Source organism: Streptomyces sp. NBC_01717 (assembly GCF_036248255.1).
In the GTDB taxonomy this organism is placed as follows: Bacteria; Actinomycetota; Actinomycetes; order Streptomycetales; family Streptomycetaceae; genus Streptomyces.
This window is the reverse complement of sequence record NZ_CP109179.1, coordinates 403,489-421,031: the sequence shown is the minus strand read 5'-3', so window position 1 is coordinate 421,031 and position 17,543 is coordinate 403,489. Positions and strand designations below refer to the sequence as shown.

Sequence of the window (17,543 nt, the reverse complement as noted above, 5' to 3'; positions counted from 1 at the left end):
AGGGCGTGCGGCGCCGTCACCACCGACGGGTCTCGCCGAAGAAGCCGGTCACGTCCAGGAGCCGTCCCTCTTCCCGGGCCTGCCGGAACAGCCGATGTTCCACCGCGAGGTCCAGGATGCCGAGGCCGAACGGCGAGAAGATGACCGGCCGTCCGGGGTCCGGCGCAGCCCGTTCCCTGAGCACGTCCGCGATGGTCCCGTCGATGAGGAGCGGTTGCCCAGCAGCTGTTCGGCCAGGTGCGGCGAGGTGTTGGCCTTGAGGCAGTGGTAAATCCGAGGCTGCCCGCCGTTGCGCCGGCCGGGCCCGGGTATCCGGCGCGGTGGAGCGCAGCAGCCCCACGGCGTGTTCGGCGACGCAAGGCGCGACCGACCCGGCGGGCGTTCACCACCGGGACGCAGGCTGGCCCAGGCTAGTGCGACGCACCTGGGCCCCAGAGCGGCCGCCGGTACCTCGGCGTCCACGGCCGTCATCGAGCGGACGACGAGAACGCCGGCTGCGAGCAAGTCACCGCGGTTTGTGCAGTCGCCGTGCTGGACGACGAAATGGTCGGCGAGCGTCTCGACGGCGGCCACGTTCAGCCGGTCCGTCAACAGGGCGACAGGCCTTTGGTACTGGGCCATGGCAGGGCTCACTTCGATGGATCGGGTGAGACATGTCGGAGGGTCGGCCTCGCCGCGCGGAGTGGCATCAGGACGCGGGCGCCCCCTGGACGTGGGCGAGGGCCTGGTCAAGGTCCTTGATGATGTCCGCGACGTCGTTGTGGTAGCCGAGCGAGAGCCGCACCGTGCCGCGGGGGACCCCGATGCTCTTCAACTCCTCTTCCGAGTACTCGAAATAGGTGAAGAACGTGCTCTGCTCGACCAGCGTGTGCGGGGCTCCGAAGTTGGAGGCCATGAACGGCACGCGCAACCGATCGACGACCTCGGCGGTCTGCTCCTCAGTCATCTTCAGTTCGAAGGTGATCACACCGCCGAAGCCGTTGAGGTACTGCTGGGCAAGCTTGAAGTGCGGGTGGCTCTCCAGACCGTTGTAGTAGACGCGGTCCACGCTGGAGTGGTCCTCCAGATACCGGGCGACCTCAAGTCCCATCGCGTTCACGCGTTCCATGCGCAGCTGCAGGGTGTAGAGGCTGCGGCGCAGCAGGAAGGCCGTATTGCCGTCGGTGATCGGACCGGTGGTGTCGCGGTACCAGCGGAGCTTCTCGATGAGTTCCTCGCGCCCGGAGGCGACGCCGGCCACGATGTCGCCGTGTCCGCTGAGGTACTTGGTGGCGCTGAAGAGCACCAGATCCACACCCCACTGCAGGGCGTAGAAGTTCGGCGGCGGGGAGAAGGAGCTGTCCAAGGTCAGGATCACGTCCGGGTCGACGACGGCACGAACGCGCGCGACGTCGATCAGGAACATATGCGGGGACGATGGCATCTCCAGGTGCACGAGCTTGATCCGCCCGTGCAGGGCCGCGACGTTCTCGATGAACTTCTCGGGATCCCGGATCGAGAACTCGTGCACCTTCACGCCGAACTTCGGCAGGATGTGGTGGAAGACATTGCGGACCTGCCGGTACGACTCGGACGGCAGCACCACCTCGTCGCCCTCCTGTAGCAGCGCCAGGAAGGCCGTGACGTGCGCGGCCATGCCGGAGGCGAACACGAGTGAGCTCTCCGCCCCGCTCAGCTCGCTGAGTTTGCTCTCCACCTCTATCCAGGTGGGGTTGGAATAGCGTCCGTACCGTCCTGCGGGCACGGACCTGTCGTGCAGCCCCGCCTTCACGTGCTCCGCATTGCTGAAGTAGTACGAAGCGCTCTGGTAGGTCGGCGACTCGATGCTGTTGGTGTAAGCGTCGTCGGTGCGATGCTTGGTCATGCTGGCTCCTCGGTGAATCTCAACGGCGGATGGCTGCCCGGTCGTTCAGCCAACGTCGAGACCCATCAGGTCCTCGACGGTCTCCCGGCGCACGATCTCCCGTGCCCGGCCCTTGGCGACCGCGATGACGGGCGGTCGCGGGATCTGGTTGTAGTTGTGCGCGAGGCTGCGGCAGTAGGCACCGGTGCCCGGCACGGCGATCAGGTCTCCGGCGCGCACGTCGGAGGGCAGGTAGTCGTCCCGCACCACGACATCTCCGGCGTCGCAGTGCTTGCCCACCACCCGGACCAGGGTCGGGGCGCTATCGGAGGTGCGGCCGGCGAGCTGGACGGAGTACGCGGCCTCGTACAAGGCGGTGCGGACGTTGTCGCTCATGCCGCCGTCGACCGCCACGAACGTGCGGATACCCTCGCGGTGCTTGACGGTGCCGACCCGGTAGAGGGTCACGCCCGCTGGGCCGGCGATAGCACGGCCGGGCTCGATGGCCAGCCGGGGCGTCGAGACACCCAGCGCCGCGCATTCCTTCGCGACCACGGTGCGCAGGATCTCGGCGATCTCCTTGGCTGGGGTGGGCTCGTCCCCGGCGGTGTAGGCGATACCGAAGCCGCCGCCGAGGTCGAGCTCGGGCAGCTCGATGCCGTCCTCCATGAGCTTGGCGCGCAGGCCAGCCAGCCGTTTCGCGGCGGCTTCGAACCCGGCCGTGTCGAGGATCTGTGAGCCGATGTGGCTGTGCAGGCCGCGCAGTTCGAGCAGCCCGCCCTTGGCCACCCGGCGTACGGCTTCCTCAGCCTCTCCGCTGACCAGCGAGAATCCGAACTTCTGGTCCTCGTGTGCGGTGGCGATGTGCACGTGGGTGTCGGCCCGCACGCCGACGGTGACGCGCAGTAGCACCGCGGGTTTCCGGTCGGGGAACCGGGGAGCCATGGCCTCCAGGCGGTCGAGCTCTTCTCGGGAGTCCACGACGATGCGTCCGACGCCGTAGGCGAGCGCTGCAGCCAGTTCGGCCTCGGATTTGTTGTTCCCGTGCATCAGGACACGCTCGGCGGGGAAGCCGACAGCCTTGGCGTAGGCGAGTTCGCCTTCGGTGCAGACGTCCAAGCTCAGGCCCGTCTCCTCGGCGATCCGGGCGCTTGTACGGGTCAGGAACGCCTTGCCCGCGTAGTACACATCGAAGTCGTGGAAGGCCTCGCGGAAGGTGATGCAGCGGGCCTGGAACTCTGTCTCGTCGAAGAGGTAGGCGGGCGTTCCGTAGCGTTCGGCGACCTCCGTCACCGGCACTCCGCCGATGTTCAGCACGCCGTCGTCGCCCTGAAAGGCGGTCGTGGGCCATATACCGGGGCGCAGTTCACTGACGTCGGCAGGCGTGGAAGAGGAGTGGGTTTCTGCAGCGGACACGGCATTCCCTTGGAGAAGAAGTCGGGGTGGATTCTCTTCAGGCAGCCGGAGTCACATCCGTACACCTGAATCGGGGCATCAGGAAGGCGCCCGGGAAAATTCATGATGGGAACGGGGGAGCGCGGGCTCAGATGTCGAGAAGGAGTACCGCGGCGAGGAAGAACATGACGATCCCGCAAGACACGTTCACCTTTCGAGTGAACGTCTTGCTCTCGGCGAAGCGCTTGCTGAGCGCGCCGCTGGCCAGGCCCACAGCGGCATCGGCAGCAAAGCCAATGGTGACGAAAACAAGTCCCAAGGTAAGGAGCTGGAGGGGAACCGGCCATCCGGAGTTCGATGTGAACTGCGGCAGGAAGGCCACGTAGAAGACGATTACCTTGGGGTTCGTCAGGTTCACGATCATAGCCTTGTACGCGATGTGTGCGTACGGCCTCTTCGATCTTTCCGCGTTCACGGAGAGATCGGACTTGTCTCGGAGGATTGAGATTCCAAGATATGTCAGATAGCAGATTCCCACGGCTTTGAAGACCAGCATGAGCCAGGGGTACTGCGAAATAAGGAGGGCAACTCCAAGGGAACACAGGACGGCATGCACGAACATGCCGCCGGCCACTCCGGCCGCAGCAGCGACACCACCAGACCGACCTTGCGACACCCCGAAGGACATCACGTACAGCATGTCAGGACCCGGCGTGACGCAGATGATGGTCGCCGCCAGGAGGAACGAGGCGAATAGCGTGCTCTGTATCTCCATAGCGGTCTATCCGGCCACGGTTTGAGCAGCCGGAACCAACCGCCGGTGCGCCGTTACCCCAGGGAGAAACTTGTTCGTTTGTATTGTCGCTTCCGCTATGGCCGGAGTCATCACGCACCCCCTCAATAGATGGCTCCATCATGCCAGCCAGCGCCTGCCCACTCAGCCGTTCCATGCATACTTATCTGTACTTGCTCCATCGAGACGGGTGAACTAAATGGACATACATGATGAAAAGGTCCGAGAGTTGCTCTCGCCGCTCTCTTCCCTGGAGTGCGCCATGTATGCCCATGCGGTCACGCGGACGGGGATAGGGGCGGACGATCCGGCGCCGGACGGAGTTCCGCAAGAAGAAGTGGAAAACGCCATCCAGGGTTTGCTGAAACGCCGACTGCTGGTGGCAGTGGGGGGCGCCGAGGCGCGCTTCATCGCAGTTTCGCCCGAATGTGCTTCCGACGAGTTCGCAGAGCCAGCCGAGAGGCATGCCCGACTACTGCGGAGCGCGGCCGACCGGCTGCGGGACGAGCTGACCCCGGTCTACGAGAACGGCCTGGCCGAGCGACTGCGCCGGCCTGCGGTCGAGGAACTGCACAGCGTGACCGCCGTCCGCGAGCAGCTCACCAAACTCGCAGCTCAAGCCCACTTCGAGGTGCTCACATCGCAACCGGGCGGCGCACGGGCCGAGGACGTGCTGCGCGAATCGATGATACGGACCGAGGAACTGCTCCGGCGCGGCGTCCAGATGCGGACGCTCTATCAGCACACCGCGCAGTACAGCGCCACCACTGCCGCCTACGTGGAAATCGTCACCGGTCTCGGAGCGGAGGTCCGCACTCTGGGCGACGGATTCATGCGGATGATCGCCTTCGACCGGGAGGCCGTGGTGATCGAGCTGCGCAACAACCCCAAGGGGGCGCTGATCATCAGGGAACCGAATATTATCGATTTCCTTATCGCCACCTTCGAGCGCATGTGGTGTCAGGCGGAAGAATTTCCGGCGAACCATGGAAGGGACCAGGCAATACTAGCGTCCGACAAGACCAAGGCCGATATTATCCGCCTGCTCGTCGCCGGGGAACAGGACAAGGTTATCGCCCGGCGTATGGGCATGACCGTACGCACGTGCCAACGGCACATTGCCAAAATCATGGAGCGCATCGGGGCGAAGAGCCGGATCCACGCCGGATATCTGTTGCGCGACCACGACGGAAACTCTCCCATCGCGGCGCTCGCCCCGCACGGCACGGACGATCCCCCGGACGGACGCCCGTCAGACGAAGCAAGTCCTCACCCGCCCCTTGGGCGCGGGAGGGCCGGGTCGGGTGCCGAACAGTCGTGGCCGCCAGCCGAGGTCCGGTCGTGACCGACGCCCAGGTCGTGGAAGTAGGAAGTACACCACGACGTTCTGGCAGCAACTCACAACCGGTCGCGGCGACACCGACACGCCCCGCCCAGTTGATCAGGCCGGTCAGGGCGTGGCGGATCTGTGCGTCGCGGAGACCGGCGGTGCCGGACCGGTCGTAGTGGAAGCGGTGCGGCCCGCCGATCGGGTTGCCATGCCGGTCGCGCAGCTAGGCGGCGAAGTGGTCGGCAATGGCGCCGGCTGTGCCCCGGGCGCGGGCGGTCTCCAGCGGGATGGTCCGGACGACGGGGCGATGCCAGGACGCGATGAGCTACCAGCGGCCGCGGTCCAACGTCGAGGTGGATGCGATAGGCGGCGGCCCCGTTGGCTTCGACACGGCCGACCCACCCCGCGCCCCGGTGCGCGCACCCGATGACGGCGGTGAGCACGTACCAGCCGTGCTTGGCACTCCACCGCACGACCGTTGTCCTGAAGGTAAGGGAGGAAGCTGGGGGGCCTGACCGGATTACGCATCGTTGTGAGGTCTTTGCGGAACGAGACCTGCATGGTGGCGCCGTCGATCAGCATGCCCGGTGCCAGGCGAAGGCCCGCTGCTGCTCCACGAAGGCTGCGGTGAGGCGCTCGCCCTCGGACACGACGTCGTTGTGCTCGTCCAGTGCCGCCGCAAGCGCGATTCTGGCAGGGGCGAAGCCGATGTCCACGATGTTGTGGACATCGGCTCCGCGACCCCACGGCGTCGTCAGCCGATCTTTCCTAGCGAGGTCCCGTTCACCGCGTTCTGCACCATTTCACCGGCGAATGCCAGGCGGACCGACTCGGCCACCGAGACGCCAGCCTTCTCCTGGGCATCGCCCGTCGACGCGCCCAGGTGCGGGGTGACCACCACGGAATCGAAGTCGAACAGCGGCGACTGGGTCGTCGGCTCGAACTCGAAGACGTCGATCCCGGCGCCGGCCACGCGGCCCTCCTTGAGGGCGAGCACCAGAGCCGCCTCGTCGACGATGCCGCCGCGGGCCGCATTGATGATCCGGACGCTCGGCTTCACCTTGCGCAGTGCCTCGTCCCCGATCAGCCCGATGGTCCCGGCGGTTCTGGGCAGGTGGACCGTGATGAAGTCTGACCTCTCCAGCAGGGCGTCGAGCGAGAGGAGTTCGACCCCGAGCTCCGCGGCACGCTCCGACTTCGCGTAGGGGTCGTGGGCGACCAGGTTCACGTCGAATCCCGCGAGCCGCTGGGCGACGAGTGCGCCGATCCGGCCCAGCCCCACGATGCCGACGGTCTTGCCTGCGAGCTCGATCCCGCCGTACTGCGAACGGGCCCACCTTCCGCCCTTGAGCGTGGCGTTGGCCGAGGCGATGTTCCTGGCCGTGGACAACAGGAGCCCCACGGTCAGTTCGGCGGCGCTCACGATGTTGGACGTGGGCGCGTTGACCACCAGGACACCGGCCTTCGTGGCCGCGGCGACGTCGACGTTGTCCAAGCCGACTCCGGCTCGCGCGACGATCCGGAGCCGGGGTGCAGCCTCCAGCACTTCGGCGTCCACCTGAGTCGCGGAGCGGACCAGCAGGGCATCAGCTTCGGCGATGGCTGCAAACAGCTCGTCGCGGTCGGAGCCGTCGCAGGACCGTACCGCGAATCCGGGACCGAGAGCATTGAGCGTGGCGTCGCTCAGCTGCTCGGCCATAAGGACGACAGGAAGGTGATCCTGAGACATTTCGAAATTATCTTTCTGCACCTGTTCATGGAAAATTGAATGTTACAGATATCTTCGAAGGCCCGGCCTCTGGAAGAGTTCTGGCCTCATCCCCAGCCCAGGTCGGTCACCGTCGTGGAAATTTCGGGGTTCGCAACTCCGGCGACCACTCCGGCGGAATTGGGCGACTCGGAAACAGTGGCACCCGCGAGCGCACCAACAACGAAAAGTGCGGATGGACACCTTGCAAGAAGTTTTTCCATACCTTATTCCATCCCCCGTATCACGACGAGCCGTCATTACTGCTCACCCATATTCTGATGCGGCAGCCAGAAGTGAACGGAGAGTCATGTGTCGTAATGCGAGGAAGCACATCACGTTGCGTGAATGAAACAAGATAAGGCGGACATAGTCGATGATAGAGGGATATAGAAGTCGGGCTTACGCGCGGCAAGATCGGCTCGACGGCACGCGACAGATCTTCCGTCCTGTACCGACCGAGGTCGAAATTCTGCCGTAGAGTCGGCGGAGTGGTAGAAGATTCGGTGAATTACCGAGGGTGAATGCACCCTTAAGGCACTGCCAGCGGCAGCGGACTCCGCGCACAGCAGGCGACGGGCGCCTCGGCGATACCCGTGCACGACAGGCCCCGCGACCTCGTGCGACCCACGGATAGCGATGTCCCAGAAACTCGGCGAAGACCACGTTTTCCAATACAGAACGGTATCCGTCGGGGACCGCGCACAATTCGTCGGTGGTCCACCCGATCCGTCGGCAGGCGTCATTACGGGCACCGGACACAGGAGAGGAACGGCCCGCATAAGGGCAGAGCGCCGTGCCGAGCGCCGTTCACCTGCGGAATCCGGCCAGACAGATCGCTTTACTGCCATTGACCAACAACTCGGCCACAGCGCCGCCGGACCTGGGCTACACAAGGGGGGCTGGGGTGGGCGTCCGCTGCCCTCGTGTGAGGACGGTCGTGGTCTGGGAGGTCCGGCAGTTGCTGACGATCAATGTGGCTGTGCTGCTCTCGGTCATCGTCTTCTTCCGGCTGCGCCGGCGTACGGAGGCCCGGAGCCGGTTGGACGAGAAGTTCACCGTGGTCATCGTTCTGGCGCTGGGCGTGCTCATCGCTCCGACCCCGGTGGGACGGGCAATCCTGGACTTCTTGGGCCAGCTCGCGAGCGGCGTCACGCAGTCCGGCCGTTGACCGTGTCGCACCGGACCGCCAACCAGCCGGAACAGCCCAAGGAACCGAGTTGAGTTATACACACCGCGAGCTGAACCTGACCTACGAGCCTGACAAGCGGCCTCCAGCAGCCGACCTCCATCGTCGTAGCCTCCTTCCAAGAGTGGACTTCGCCCAGGAGGTGTCTGCCCGCCAGGCCCAGGCTTGATGTGGCACGACAGGACCCGGGGTTCGGACCCCAAGGGGAACCCGGCAACGATTTATCGGTGTTGAGCCGTAGCGTCACGCTCATGAACTTCACCTTCACCCCGCCCGTTCCGGCGGAGCAGATCCGGCAGCTACCCACACGGGACGTCGCCCTCCTTCTGCTGCAGCATCTGGCGAGCAGCAGCAGTCGGCACCTGCGGTTCACGGGACTCATCAGCAGAGCACGGCAGGCGTTCGAAGGTGAGCAAGACGCCGACGCGCGGGTCACGCGCACCTCTGCTAGCGAAAGAGGACCGCCGCACGACAGGCACGGCGGAGCGCCTGGCTCTTCCTGCCTGGTATTCCCCTCATCGATCTGGCAGCCGCCGAGTGGGAGCCGGTTCTACTTGCGACGATCGACCGTGGTCAGGATGGGGGTGGCCCAGCATGCCCCAACCGCAATTACGGAAGTTCATTACCACCGGGGCTGTTCTTGCCAGCCCAGCGGGCGAGGTGGTGCCGCGCTTTGAGGGTGTTGGGGTGGTCGGGGTCCAGGACGCGAAGAAACGCCCACCCGCGAAGCCCGGCACCAGCCACGCATGACTGCCGGTGGGTCGGCCCCGGCTCACAAACAGTTCGTCAGGTGAGGCTTACGGGGGCACCGTGTCTGGATGACCAGAGATCGCTTCCCTGCTCTGCGCTCGCAGAGCAATGCACTTCGTCGCTGGCTGGTGGCGGCTGACACTAGAAGCGCCGGGCAGGCTTGCCGCGCTCCGCGCAGCACCGCCACTTTCGGCCCAAACTGGGCGACTAAATGGATCAAAATATATATAGAGGCGAAAATATCGGGAAAGCGTCCTCGAACGGCTTCCGCCGACCGGCGGGCCGAAAGGACGGCGCACAGGGGCCGAGCCCCCTGGATCCGTCGCAGCAGGAGATTTCCGAGTGCCTGGACCGATGCACGCGCCCATGCCGGGGTCGACACATCCGACCGCCGTCGCTTCCGGGCCTTCGGGCTCAACGGGACAGTTCTCCCTACCCAAGGGAGGCGGCGCGATGCGGGGTATCGGGGAGAAGTTCGCCGCCAACCCTGTCACCGGCACGGGCACCCTCACCGTTCCCATTGCGACCAGCCCCGGCCGTTCGGGATTCGGCCCCGAACTGGCGCTCTCATACGACTCCGGCTCGGGGAACGGGCCGTTTGGCTTCGGTTGGGGTCTGTCTTTGCCATCGATTACTCGGAAGACTGACAAAGGACTTCCCCTCTACCTGGATGCCGAGGAATCAGACGTCTTCGTGATGTCCGGAGCCGAGGACCTTGTCCCGGTTCTGGCCCGTCAGGGTGAGCAGTGGGGGCGTGAGTCCACGCCTCGTACCGTGGACGGCGTGGACTACCGAGTCCACGCCTACAGGCCACGGTCCGAAGGACTCTTTGCGCGCATTGAGCGCTGGGTCCAGACGCCCGGCGGAGACACGCACTGGCGCTGCATCACGCGTGACAACATCACCACGCTCTACGGCAAGGACGAGAACTCACGCATCCTCGCCCCCACGGCCTCTGGCCCGCACCGGTCGGACCGGGTCTTCAGCTGGCTGATCTGCGAAAGCTATGACGACCGGGGCAACTCGATCTCGTATACGTACAAGCCGGAGGATTCGGTCGGGGTCGACCTGACACAGACTCACGAAGCTGGCCGAACGGACACGACTCGTTCAGCTAACCGGTACCTAAAGTGGATTCGGTATGGCAATCGAGTGCCTCGGACGGCCAATGGGGATGAGACTCAGGCCGACTGGATGTTCGAGGTGGTCTTCGACTACGGGGAGCACGACCAGGAGAGCCCACAGCCCCAGGACAGGGGCGAGTGGCTGTGCAGACCAGACCCCTTTTCCTCCTATCGTGCCGGCTTCGAGGTGCGTACCTACCGGCTGTGCCGACGGGTGCTGATGTTCCATCATTTCCCTGAGGAGGCAGCAGTTGGCCGGGGCTGCCTCGTTCGTTCCACCGACTTCCGCTACGACGGTGCGGGCGAGCCGTCCGCGGCAGAGGACAGCGAGCCGGTACATCCGGTCGCCTCGTTCATTACCTCGGCCACCCAGCGCGGCTACCGACGCCGGGCGCAGGGCTATACCCGCCGGTCACTACCGAAGCTCGAGTTCGACTACAGCCGGGCCCGCGTACAGGACGAGGTGCGCGAGCTAGGTGCCGAGAGCATCGAGAACCTCCCAGAGGGAATCGGCGGCGCCCGCCAGTGGGTGGATTTGGACGGAGAGGGCCTGTGCGGGGTGCTCGCCGGGGAAGCGGCCTCGTGGTTCTACAAGCGCAATCTCGGCGGGGGCCGATTCGCTCCGCTGCGATCGGTGCCCCGGGTGCCCTCGACAGCCCGGACCGACGACGGGCGAACGCAGTTGGTCGACCTGGCTGGCGACGGCAGCCTCGACGTAGTTCAGTTGGACGGTCCGACCCCAGGTTTCTGCGAGCGGACGCGGGAGGAGGGCTGGGACCGTCTCGTTCCTTTCGAATCCCTACCCGACATCAACTGGGACGCGCCCAACCTCCGCCTGGCAGATCTCACTGGCAACGGTCACGCCGATGTCTTGATCGCCGAGGACGACACCATCACCTGGTATCCCTCCCTGGGGGAAAAGGGGTTCGAGCGCGCCCGGCGCGTACCCCGGCCTCCAGTGGGGGAGCAGGGGCCGCGGCTGGTCTTCACCGACCCGGAGCAGCCGGTGTTCCTCGCCGACATGACGGGTGACGGGCTCGCAGACCTCGTCCGTGTCTCCAACGGCGAGGTCTGCTACTGGCCGAACCTTGGCCACGGCAGCTTCGGCGCGAAGATCACGATGGACAATGCGCCCAGGTTCGATCGCCCGGGCCTCTTCGACCAGGAGCGGGTACGGCTGGCCGACATCGACGGCTCCGGCACTAACGACATCGTCTATCTCGGCTGCGAGGGCGTAAGCCTTTACTTCAACGACTCAGGCAACCGATGGAGCCCTCCACGGCCGTTGCGCGGCTTCCCCCGGGTCGACTCCTCGTCCACGGTCGCCACCGTGGACCTCTTCGGCAACGGGACCGCATGCCTGGTGTGGTCCTCCCCCCTGCCGGGCGACTCCCGCCGACCAGTGCGATACGTGGATCTCATGGGCGGCACCAAGCCCCACCTCCTCACCCGCGTTCGCAACAACCTGAGCGCCGAGACACGGGTGCGCTACGCGCCGTCCACCCGTTTCTACCGGGAGGATGAGGCCTCTGGGCGCCAGTGGATCACGCGCGTTCCCTTTCCGGTCCACGTTGTTGATCGGGTCGAGATCTACGATCACATCAGCCGCAACCGCTTCGTCAGCAGCTACCGCTATCACCACGGCTACTACGACGGTGAGGAGCGAGAGTTTCACGGGTTTGGGCTCGTGGAGCGGGTCGACACCGAAGAACGGGGATTGCCCCACACCGAGGACGCACCAGCCGAGGCCGGCCTCGCGGCTTCCGGGAACATGGATCCGGCGTCGTACGTGCCCCCCGTCCTGACGCGCACCTGGTTCCACACCGGCGCGTGGCTGGAAGGGGCGCGCATCAGCGGCCAACTTGAGCACGAATACTATCGCGAAGACGCTGACGCTTCAGGCGGAGCACCGGCCGCCTCGACCGGTCGTCCCGCCATGTTGCTGGACGACACCATCCTGCCGGACACCGTCCGGCAGCCGGACGGGACCTCTACCCCCTGGGTGCTTTCGCCGAGAGAGACGCAGAACGCCTGCCGTGCCCTGCGCGGCTACCCCCTGCGCGAGGAGGTCTATGCCCTCGACGGAACTGTCGAGGACCCATCCGACGAGGCGGGCAAAGCCGACCGCCCCTACCACGTCACGGAACACAGCTACACCGTCGAGCTGCTCCAGCCGCAGGGCCCCAACCAGCACGCTGTATTCCTCACGCATGCACGGGAAGGCATCGAGTGCCATTACGAGCGCGCGTTGTACGGCCCGCTCGGGCAGCAGCACGCCGACCCCCGCGTCACCCACACGGTCACCCTCGACACCGACATCTGGGGAAACGTCACCCGCGCGGTTGCCATCGGATACGGACGACGAGTGGCCGACCCGGACCCCGTTCTCACCGACGACGACCGCAAGCGGCAGCAGCAGACTCTGGTGACCATCTTCGAGACCCGCTACACGACCCAGGATCCCGATCCCGGCCTGGACCCGGACGTTCACCGACCCCCTCTTCCGTGGGAGAGCCGCAGCTACGAGCTGATCCACGTCAGCCCCGACGCGAGCTCGGAAGACGAAGCCGGGCGGCCCATCACTCCGCTGTTTCGTTTCGACGACCTACGGCGCAAACTCGACGCCGCAGGCGACGGCGACCACGAACTCCCGTACGAGGACACAGGGCACGCGCAGGCCACCGAACCCGTCCCCTATCGACGTCTCATCGAGCACGCGCGCATCCGCTACCGCAGCAATGACCTCAGCCGCCTGCTGCCTTTGGGCCAGCACCAGTCGCACGCGTTGCCGGGCGAGACGTACACCCTGGCGTTCACTCCCGGACTCCTCTCACAGGTCTTCCGCCGGGATCAGGAGAACCTGCTGCCCACCGGCGACGCCGACGCGCTGCTGGCAGGCGAAGGTGGGTACGTGCGCAGCGAGGACAGCACAGGCTGGTGGATCCCCTCTGGACGCGTCTTCTATCATCCCGACCCGTCCGCGGCGCACGACGAGGAGCTCACCTTTGCCCGGGAGAACTTCTTTCTCCCACATCGTTTCACCGATCCATTCGGCCGGGACGGCACCGGTCAGACCGACCCGGGACAGCCACACTCCACGATCGTGACCTACGACACGCCGCACCGGCTTTTTGCCGTTCAGAGCCGGGATGCGCTGGACAACACCGTCCGCGCCGACTACGACTACCGGGTCCTCCAGCCGCACGAAATCACCGACGCGAACGGAAATCGGAGCGCCGCCGCGTTCGACTGCCTTGGACAGGTGGTGGCCACGGCCGTGATGGGCAAGCCGGGCGATACGGTTGGCGACTCGCTGGCTGACTTCGCAGCCGACCCGGACGCGGCGGACCCGGAGCTGACAGTTCTTCAGTCATTCGTGGCGGATCCGCGCGGCCGGGCCGGCGGCCTGCTGGGGGCGGCGACGAGCCGCACCGTGTACGACGTTCACCGGTTCGCCCGGTGCGGGCAGCCGCCTCTCGTGGCCACGCTCGTCCGCGAGACCCACGCCGCAGAATCCGCTGTGGCCCAGGCCCGCGGGGTCCGCATGGCCTTCACCTACTCGGACGGATTCGGACGCGACCTTCAGACCAAGGTGCAGGCGGAGGCGGGAGACGCTCCCGAACGCAGCGCCGACGCTCCTGTCCTGACCGGCCTGCCCCCTCGGCCATCGGGCGATGTCCGGCCCGGAACCCTCCTGACGGAAGAGGGACGACTTCGGCAGGTTCCCGTTGAGCCACGCTGGGTGGGCACTGGGCGCACGCTTCACAACAACAAGGGGTTGCCGGTCAGGCAGTACCAGCCGTTCTTCAGCTCCACCCACCTCTACGAGGAAGAGCGGGAGATGACCGATGCTGGTGTCTCGGCGGTCGTGTTCTATGACCCTGTCGGACGTCCGGTCGCGACCATCCACCCGAACCACACCTACGCGAAAACGGTCTTCGACCCATGGCGCCAGGCTTCATGGGACAGCAACGACACCGTCGGCCTGAATCCGCGCACCGATCCCGACGTTGCCGATCTAGTGCGCGGTTACATCGCCAGCCAATCACCAATGTGGCAGACGTGGCAGGAACAGCGCGCGGGCAGGAGACCGGGGGAGACTCCCGAGTGTGCAGCAGCCGAGATCGACGCGGCGCGGAAGGCCGGCGCTCATGCAGCGACGCCGTCGTTGACCTTCCTGGACTCTCTTGGTCGCGTGTTCCTGACCGCCGCTGACAACGGCCCTGAGGGCATGCTCACCAGCCGTGTGGAACACGACATCGAGGGCAATCAGCGCAGCGCCACCGACGCACGCGGCGTCATCGTCATGACTGCCGACTTTGACCTGATCGGCCGTCCCCTGCACACCCACAACCCGGACGCCGGTGAACGGTGGACCCTCAACGACGTCACGGGCAAACCGATCCGGACCTGGGACAGCCGGGGCTTCAGTCGCCGTGTCACCTACGACGCCCTACGACGCCCGCTGGAAGTGTTCCTCCGCAGCGCGGCCGCGGACAGCGAGCGCCGCGTGGAACGCACCGTGTACGGCGAGCAGCAGGGTGCTGTAGCGAACCATCGAGGAAGAGTCTTCCAGGTGTTCGACGAAGCGGGCCTTGTCACCCACGATGCCTTCGACTTCAAGGGCAACCTGCTACGAAGCACTCGGAGGCTGCTCCATGACCACCGGAGCGATGTCGACTGGCCCGCCCTTTCCGGCCCGCAAACGGAAGCGCTTCTGGAGGGTGAGACCTTCACCGGCAGCACCGTGTACGACGCCTTCAACCGGCCGATCCAAATTGTGTCACCGCACAGCGACCGCGCAGGCGCCACGATGAACGTCATCCGGCCCCGCTACAACGAGGCAGCACTGCTCGAAGGCGTCGACGTATGGCTGGAGCAACCGGCAGAACCCCAAGCGCTGTTGGATCCCGGCACCACCCAGCATCGCCTCATCACGGACATCGACTACAACGAGCGGGGCGAGCGCACCCGCATCGCCCACGGCAATGGCGTGCAGGTGACCTACGAATACGACCCCATCACCCTCCGCCTGGCCCGCCTGGAGACCCGGCGCGGAGCGGACGCCCTGCAGAGCCTCTCCTACACCTACGATCCCGTAGGAAACATCACCAGGATCCAGGACACGGCAAACGACCGCGTCTTCCACAATCAGGAGTGCGTCGACGCCGGCTCCGAGTACCTCTACGACCCCACGTACCGGTTGATCGCGGCCGCGGGCCGCGAACACCGGGGCGGCGATGGCCAAGTCGATTCTGACCGCGGCAGCCGCACGGTCACCACGCTCCCCGCCGACGGCCAGGCCCTGCGGAACTACGTCGAGACCTACCGGTACGACGACGTCGGCAACCTCCTTGGCGTGCGGCACCACCGTGGCCGCGACCTCGCGCAACCAGGCCAGGTCGTCTGGAACCGGCGGTACCAGTACTCCCCAAACAGCAATCGCCTCCTCGCCACCAGCGTTCCCGCTGACCCTGCCGGGCTGCTCGACCACACCTCCACACCGGACTACAGCGCCCGATACACCTATGACGCGCACGGAAGCATGACGTCCATGCCGCATCTGGCGGGAATGAGTTATGACCACCGGGACCGGCTTCGCGGGGTGGACCTGGGCGGCGGCGGCCGAGCCTTCTACACATACGACGTGGCGGGCGGGCGGATCCGGAAGGTCTGGGAGAAGTCGCCCGGCCTGGTGGAGGAGCGCATCTATCTAGGCGGTTTCGAGATTTTCCGCCGCCGCAACGGCGGTCAGGTCACCCTGGAGCGAGAAAGCCTGCACGTCATGGACGGGGCGCAACGCCTCGCGCTGGTCGAGACACGTACCAGGCTGCAGGGTAGTGACCCTACCCCTCGCCAGCTCATCCGCTACCAGTACGGTGACCACCTCGGATCCGCCAGCCTGGAACTCGACGACCAGGCCCAGGTCATCTCCTACGAGGAGTACTACCCGTACGGAAGTACCGCCTATAAGGCCGGTCGCAGCGCGACCGAAACCCCCAAACGGTACGGATTCGCAGCGAAGGAAAGAGACGAGGAGAGCGGACTCTCCAGCCACGGTGCGCGACATTACGCGACCTGGCTTGGCAGATGGACCAGTTGTGATCCCGCTGGATTGTCCGACGGGTCAAACCTCTACCGCTATGCGCGGTGCAATCCAGTTAGTTATTCAGACCCGACCGGTACACATACCGAAATCCGGACGCCGGCCGGAGGCGTCTCCACAGGTTTGGTCTGGCTTGACCGGGACGATTCCGGAACCGATAGCAACGGAGTTCCCAGAGCGAGCTTGACCGGGCCGAGCAGGGTGCTGACCCAGAGCTCACACGCGGCGGTCCCGAAGCAGGCGGCACGCAAGCCTGCTCACGCGACACCGAATCCGGCGCCACCCACGATGTCCGATCAAGAAAGCATGCAGAAGCTGAAGGCCGTCGCGGAACGCCTGCAGCCCACCCTCACATACGACCCCATCGTCACGCGCGTCATGGGTCTGGCCCAACTCGCTGGCGGAGCGCTCGAGATCGCGGCTGGCGTTGCCGCGGAGCCGGAGAGCGCAGGTGCGTCGACCCTGGTTGTCCTCAACGGGCTCGACACAAGCCAGTCCGCGGTGAAGATGATCGCTACCGGGAAGTCCGCCAACTCCTTCAAGTACGAACTGACCTCCTCCATCGCGTCGCGCCTCGGAGCCGATTCGAAACTGGCTCATGCGATCGGCGTTCTCAGCGACACAGCCGGGAACGCGGCGGCTGCGGGAGCCTCGATGCACCTGGCAAACAGGCCGGTGCGCATTCCCGGCCCGGGTGCCATGGCTGGCGAGGGCGTAGTGACGGGGAGGTTTCCGCTGCCCCATGAGCACACCGAGATGGCCGGTATGACCAATAAACGCATGGCCGAACTAGTTCCCAAGAAAAATATCGGCGCGAGAGGGTTTACCAAAAAGGGCTCAGGCTATACCGAATATGGGGATAATTTCGGCGGAAATGTGGGTGGGCGTCACGGAGGGATTTGGGTTGAGGGTTCCATTTTGCGGGACCGAGTGGACTGGTCAGAGTGGAACCAAGCATTACGCGAAACCCGCCTCGACGCGGTGATCGCTCACGAGTGGATTGAATTTAAGCTCGGAGGAGGAAACACGTACCACGCCTTGGCCAGGGAGATCGGAATGAATCCCGGACATCCGCGCTACAACGAGTTGATGCTGAACATCACCGACAAGGCAAAGGAACTACTCAAAACTATGCCTCGGTTGCCAGGGGAATAGGAATGAATCCCGAGCATCCGTGCTTCAACGAGCCGACGCTGAACATCACCGACGAGGCAAAGGAACTACTCAAAACCACACCTCGGTAAAGCCAAGGCCAGAAAGCTCCCG

General features: G+C 65.4%; 7 protein-coding genes and 2 pseudogenes. 3 read left to right on the top strand and 6 right to left on the bottom strand.

Going from position 1 to position 17,543, the window contains the following annotated elements:
• Positions 1–16: 16 nt before the first annotated feature.
• From OHB49_RS43665 to OHB49_RS43650, 4 genes are all read right to left on the bottom strand, one after another.
• A complete protein-coding gene (locus OHB49_RS43665; RefSeq protein WP_329167147.1) occupies positions 17–184 on the bottom strand; it encodes a hypothetical protein in 168 nt (55 codons plus the stop codon).
• 504 nt (positions 185–688) lie between these two features.
• Complete coding sequence (locus OHB49_RS43660) at positions 689–1,864, bottom strand: aminotransferase class I/II-fold pyridoxal phosphate-dependent enzyme (RefSeq protein WP_329167146.1); 1,176 nt, start codon at positions 1,862–1,864, stop codon at positions 689–691.
• Between the two features lie 45 nt (positions 1,865–1,909).
• Positions 1,910–3,259 (bottom strand): diaminopimelate decarboxylase, encoded by a 1,350-nt coding sequence (gene lysA, locus OHB49_RS43655; RefSeq protein WP_329167145.1) that lies wholly within the window; start codon positions 3,257–3,259, stop codon positions 1,910–1,912.
• A gap of 127 nt (positions 3,260–3,386) precedes the next feature.
• A complete protein-coding gene (locus OHB49_RS43650) occupies positions 3,387–4,013 on the bottom strand; it encodes a LysE family translocator (RefSeq protein ID WP_329167144.1) in 627 nt (208 codons plus the stop codon).
• Positions 4,014–4,230: 217 nt separating this feature from the next.
• On the opposite strand from OHB49_RS43650, the gene OHB49_RS43645 reads away from it, so the two are divergent.
• Positions 4,231–5,376: a LuxR C-terminal-related transcriptional regulator gene (locus OHB49_RS43645; protein WP_329167142.1), complete on the top strand. Its 1,146-nt coding sequence runs from the start codon at positions 4,231–4,233 to the stop codon at positions 5,374–5,376.
• A gap of 105 nt (positions 5,377–5,481) precedes the next feature.
• Here OHB49_RS43645 and OHB49_RS46080 read toward each other — a convergent pair.
• Together OHB49_RS46080 and OHB49_RS43630 are read right to left on the bottom strand one after the other, a co-directional pair.
• Positions 5,482–6,011: pseudogene (locus OHB49_RS46080) on the bottom strand (SidA/IucD/PvdA family monooxygenase).
• 131 nt (positions 6,012–6,142) lie between these two features.
• Positions 6,143–7,090, bottom strand: a pseudogene (locus tag OHB49_RS43630) (hydroxyacid dehydrogenase); the annotation flags it as partial.
• A gap of 979 nt (positions 7,091–8,069) precedes the next feature.
• On the opposite strand from OHB49_RS43630, the gene OHB49_RS43625 reads away from it, so the two are divergent.
• Together OHB49_RS43625 and OHB49_RS43620 are read left to right on the top strand one after the other, a co-directional pair.
• A complete protein-coding gene (locus OHB49_RS43625; protein WP_329167463.1) occupies positions 8,070–8,279 on the top strand; it encodes a hypothetical protein in 210 nt (69 codons plus the stop codon).
• Between the two features lie 1,221 nt (positions 8,280–9,500).
• Complete coding sequence (locus OHB49_RS43620; protein ID WP_329167141.1) at positions 9,501–17,432, top strand: SpvB/TcaC N-terminal domain-containing protein; 7,932 nt, start codon at positions 9,501–9,503, stop codon at positions 17,430–17,432.
• Positions 17,433–17,543: the final 111 nt, after the last annotated feature.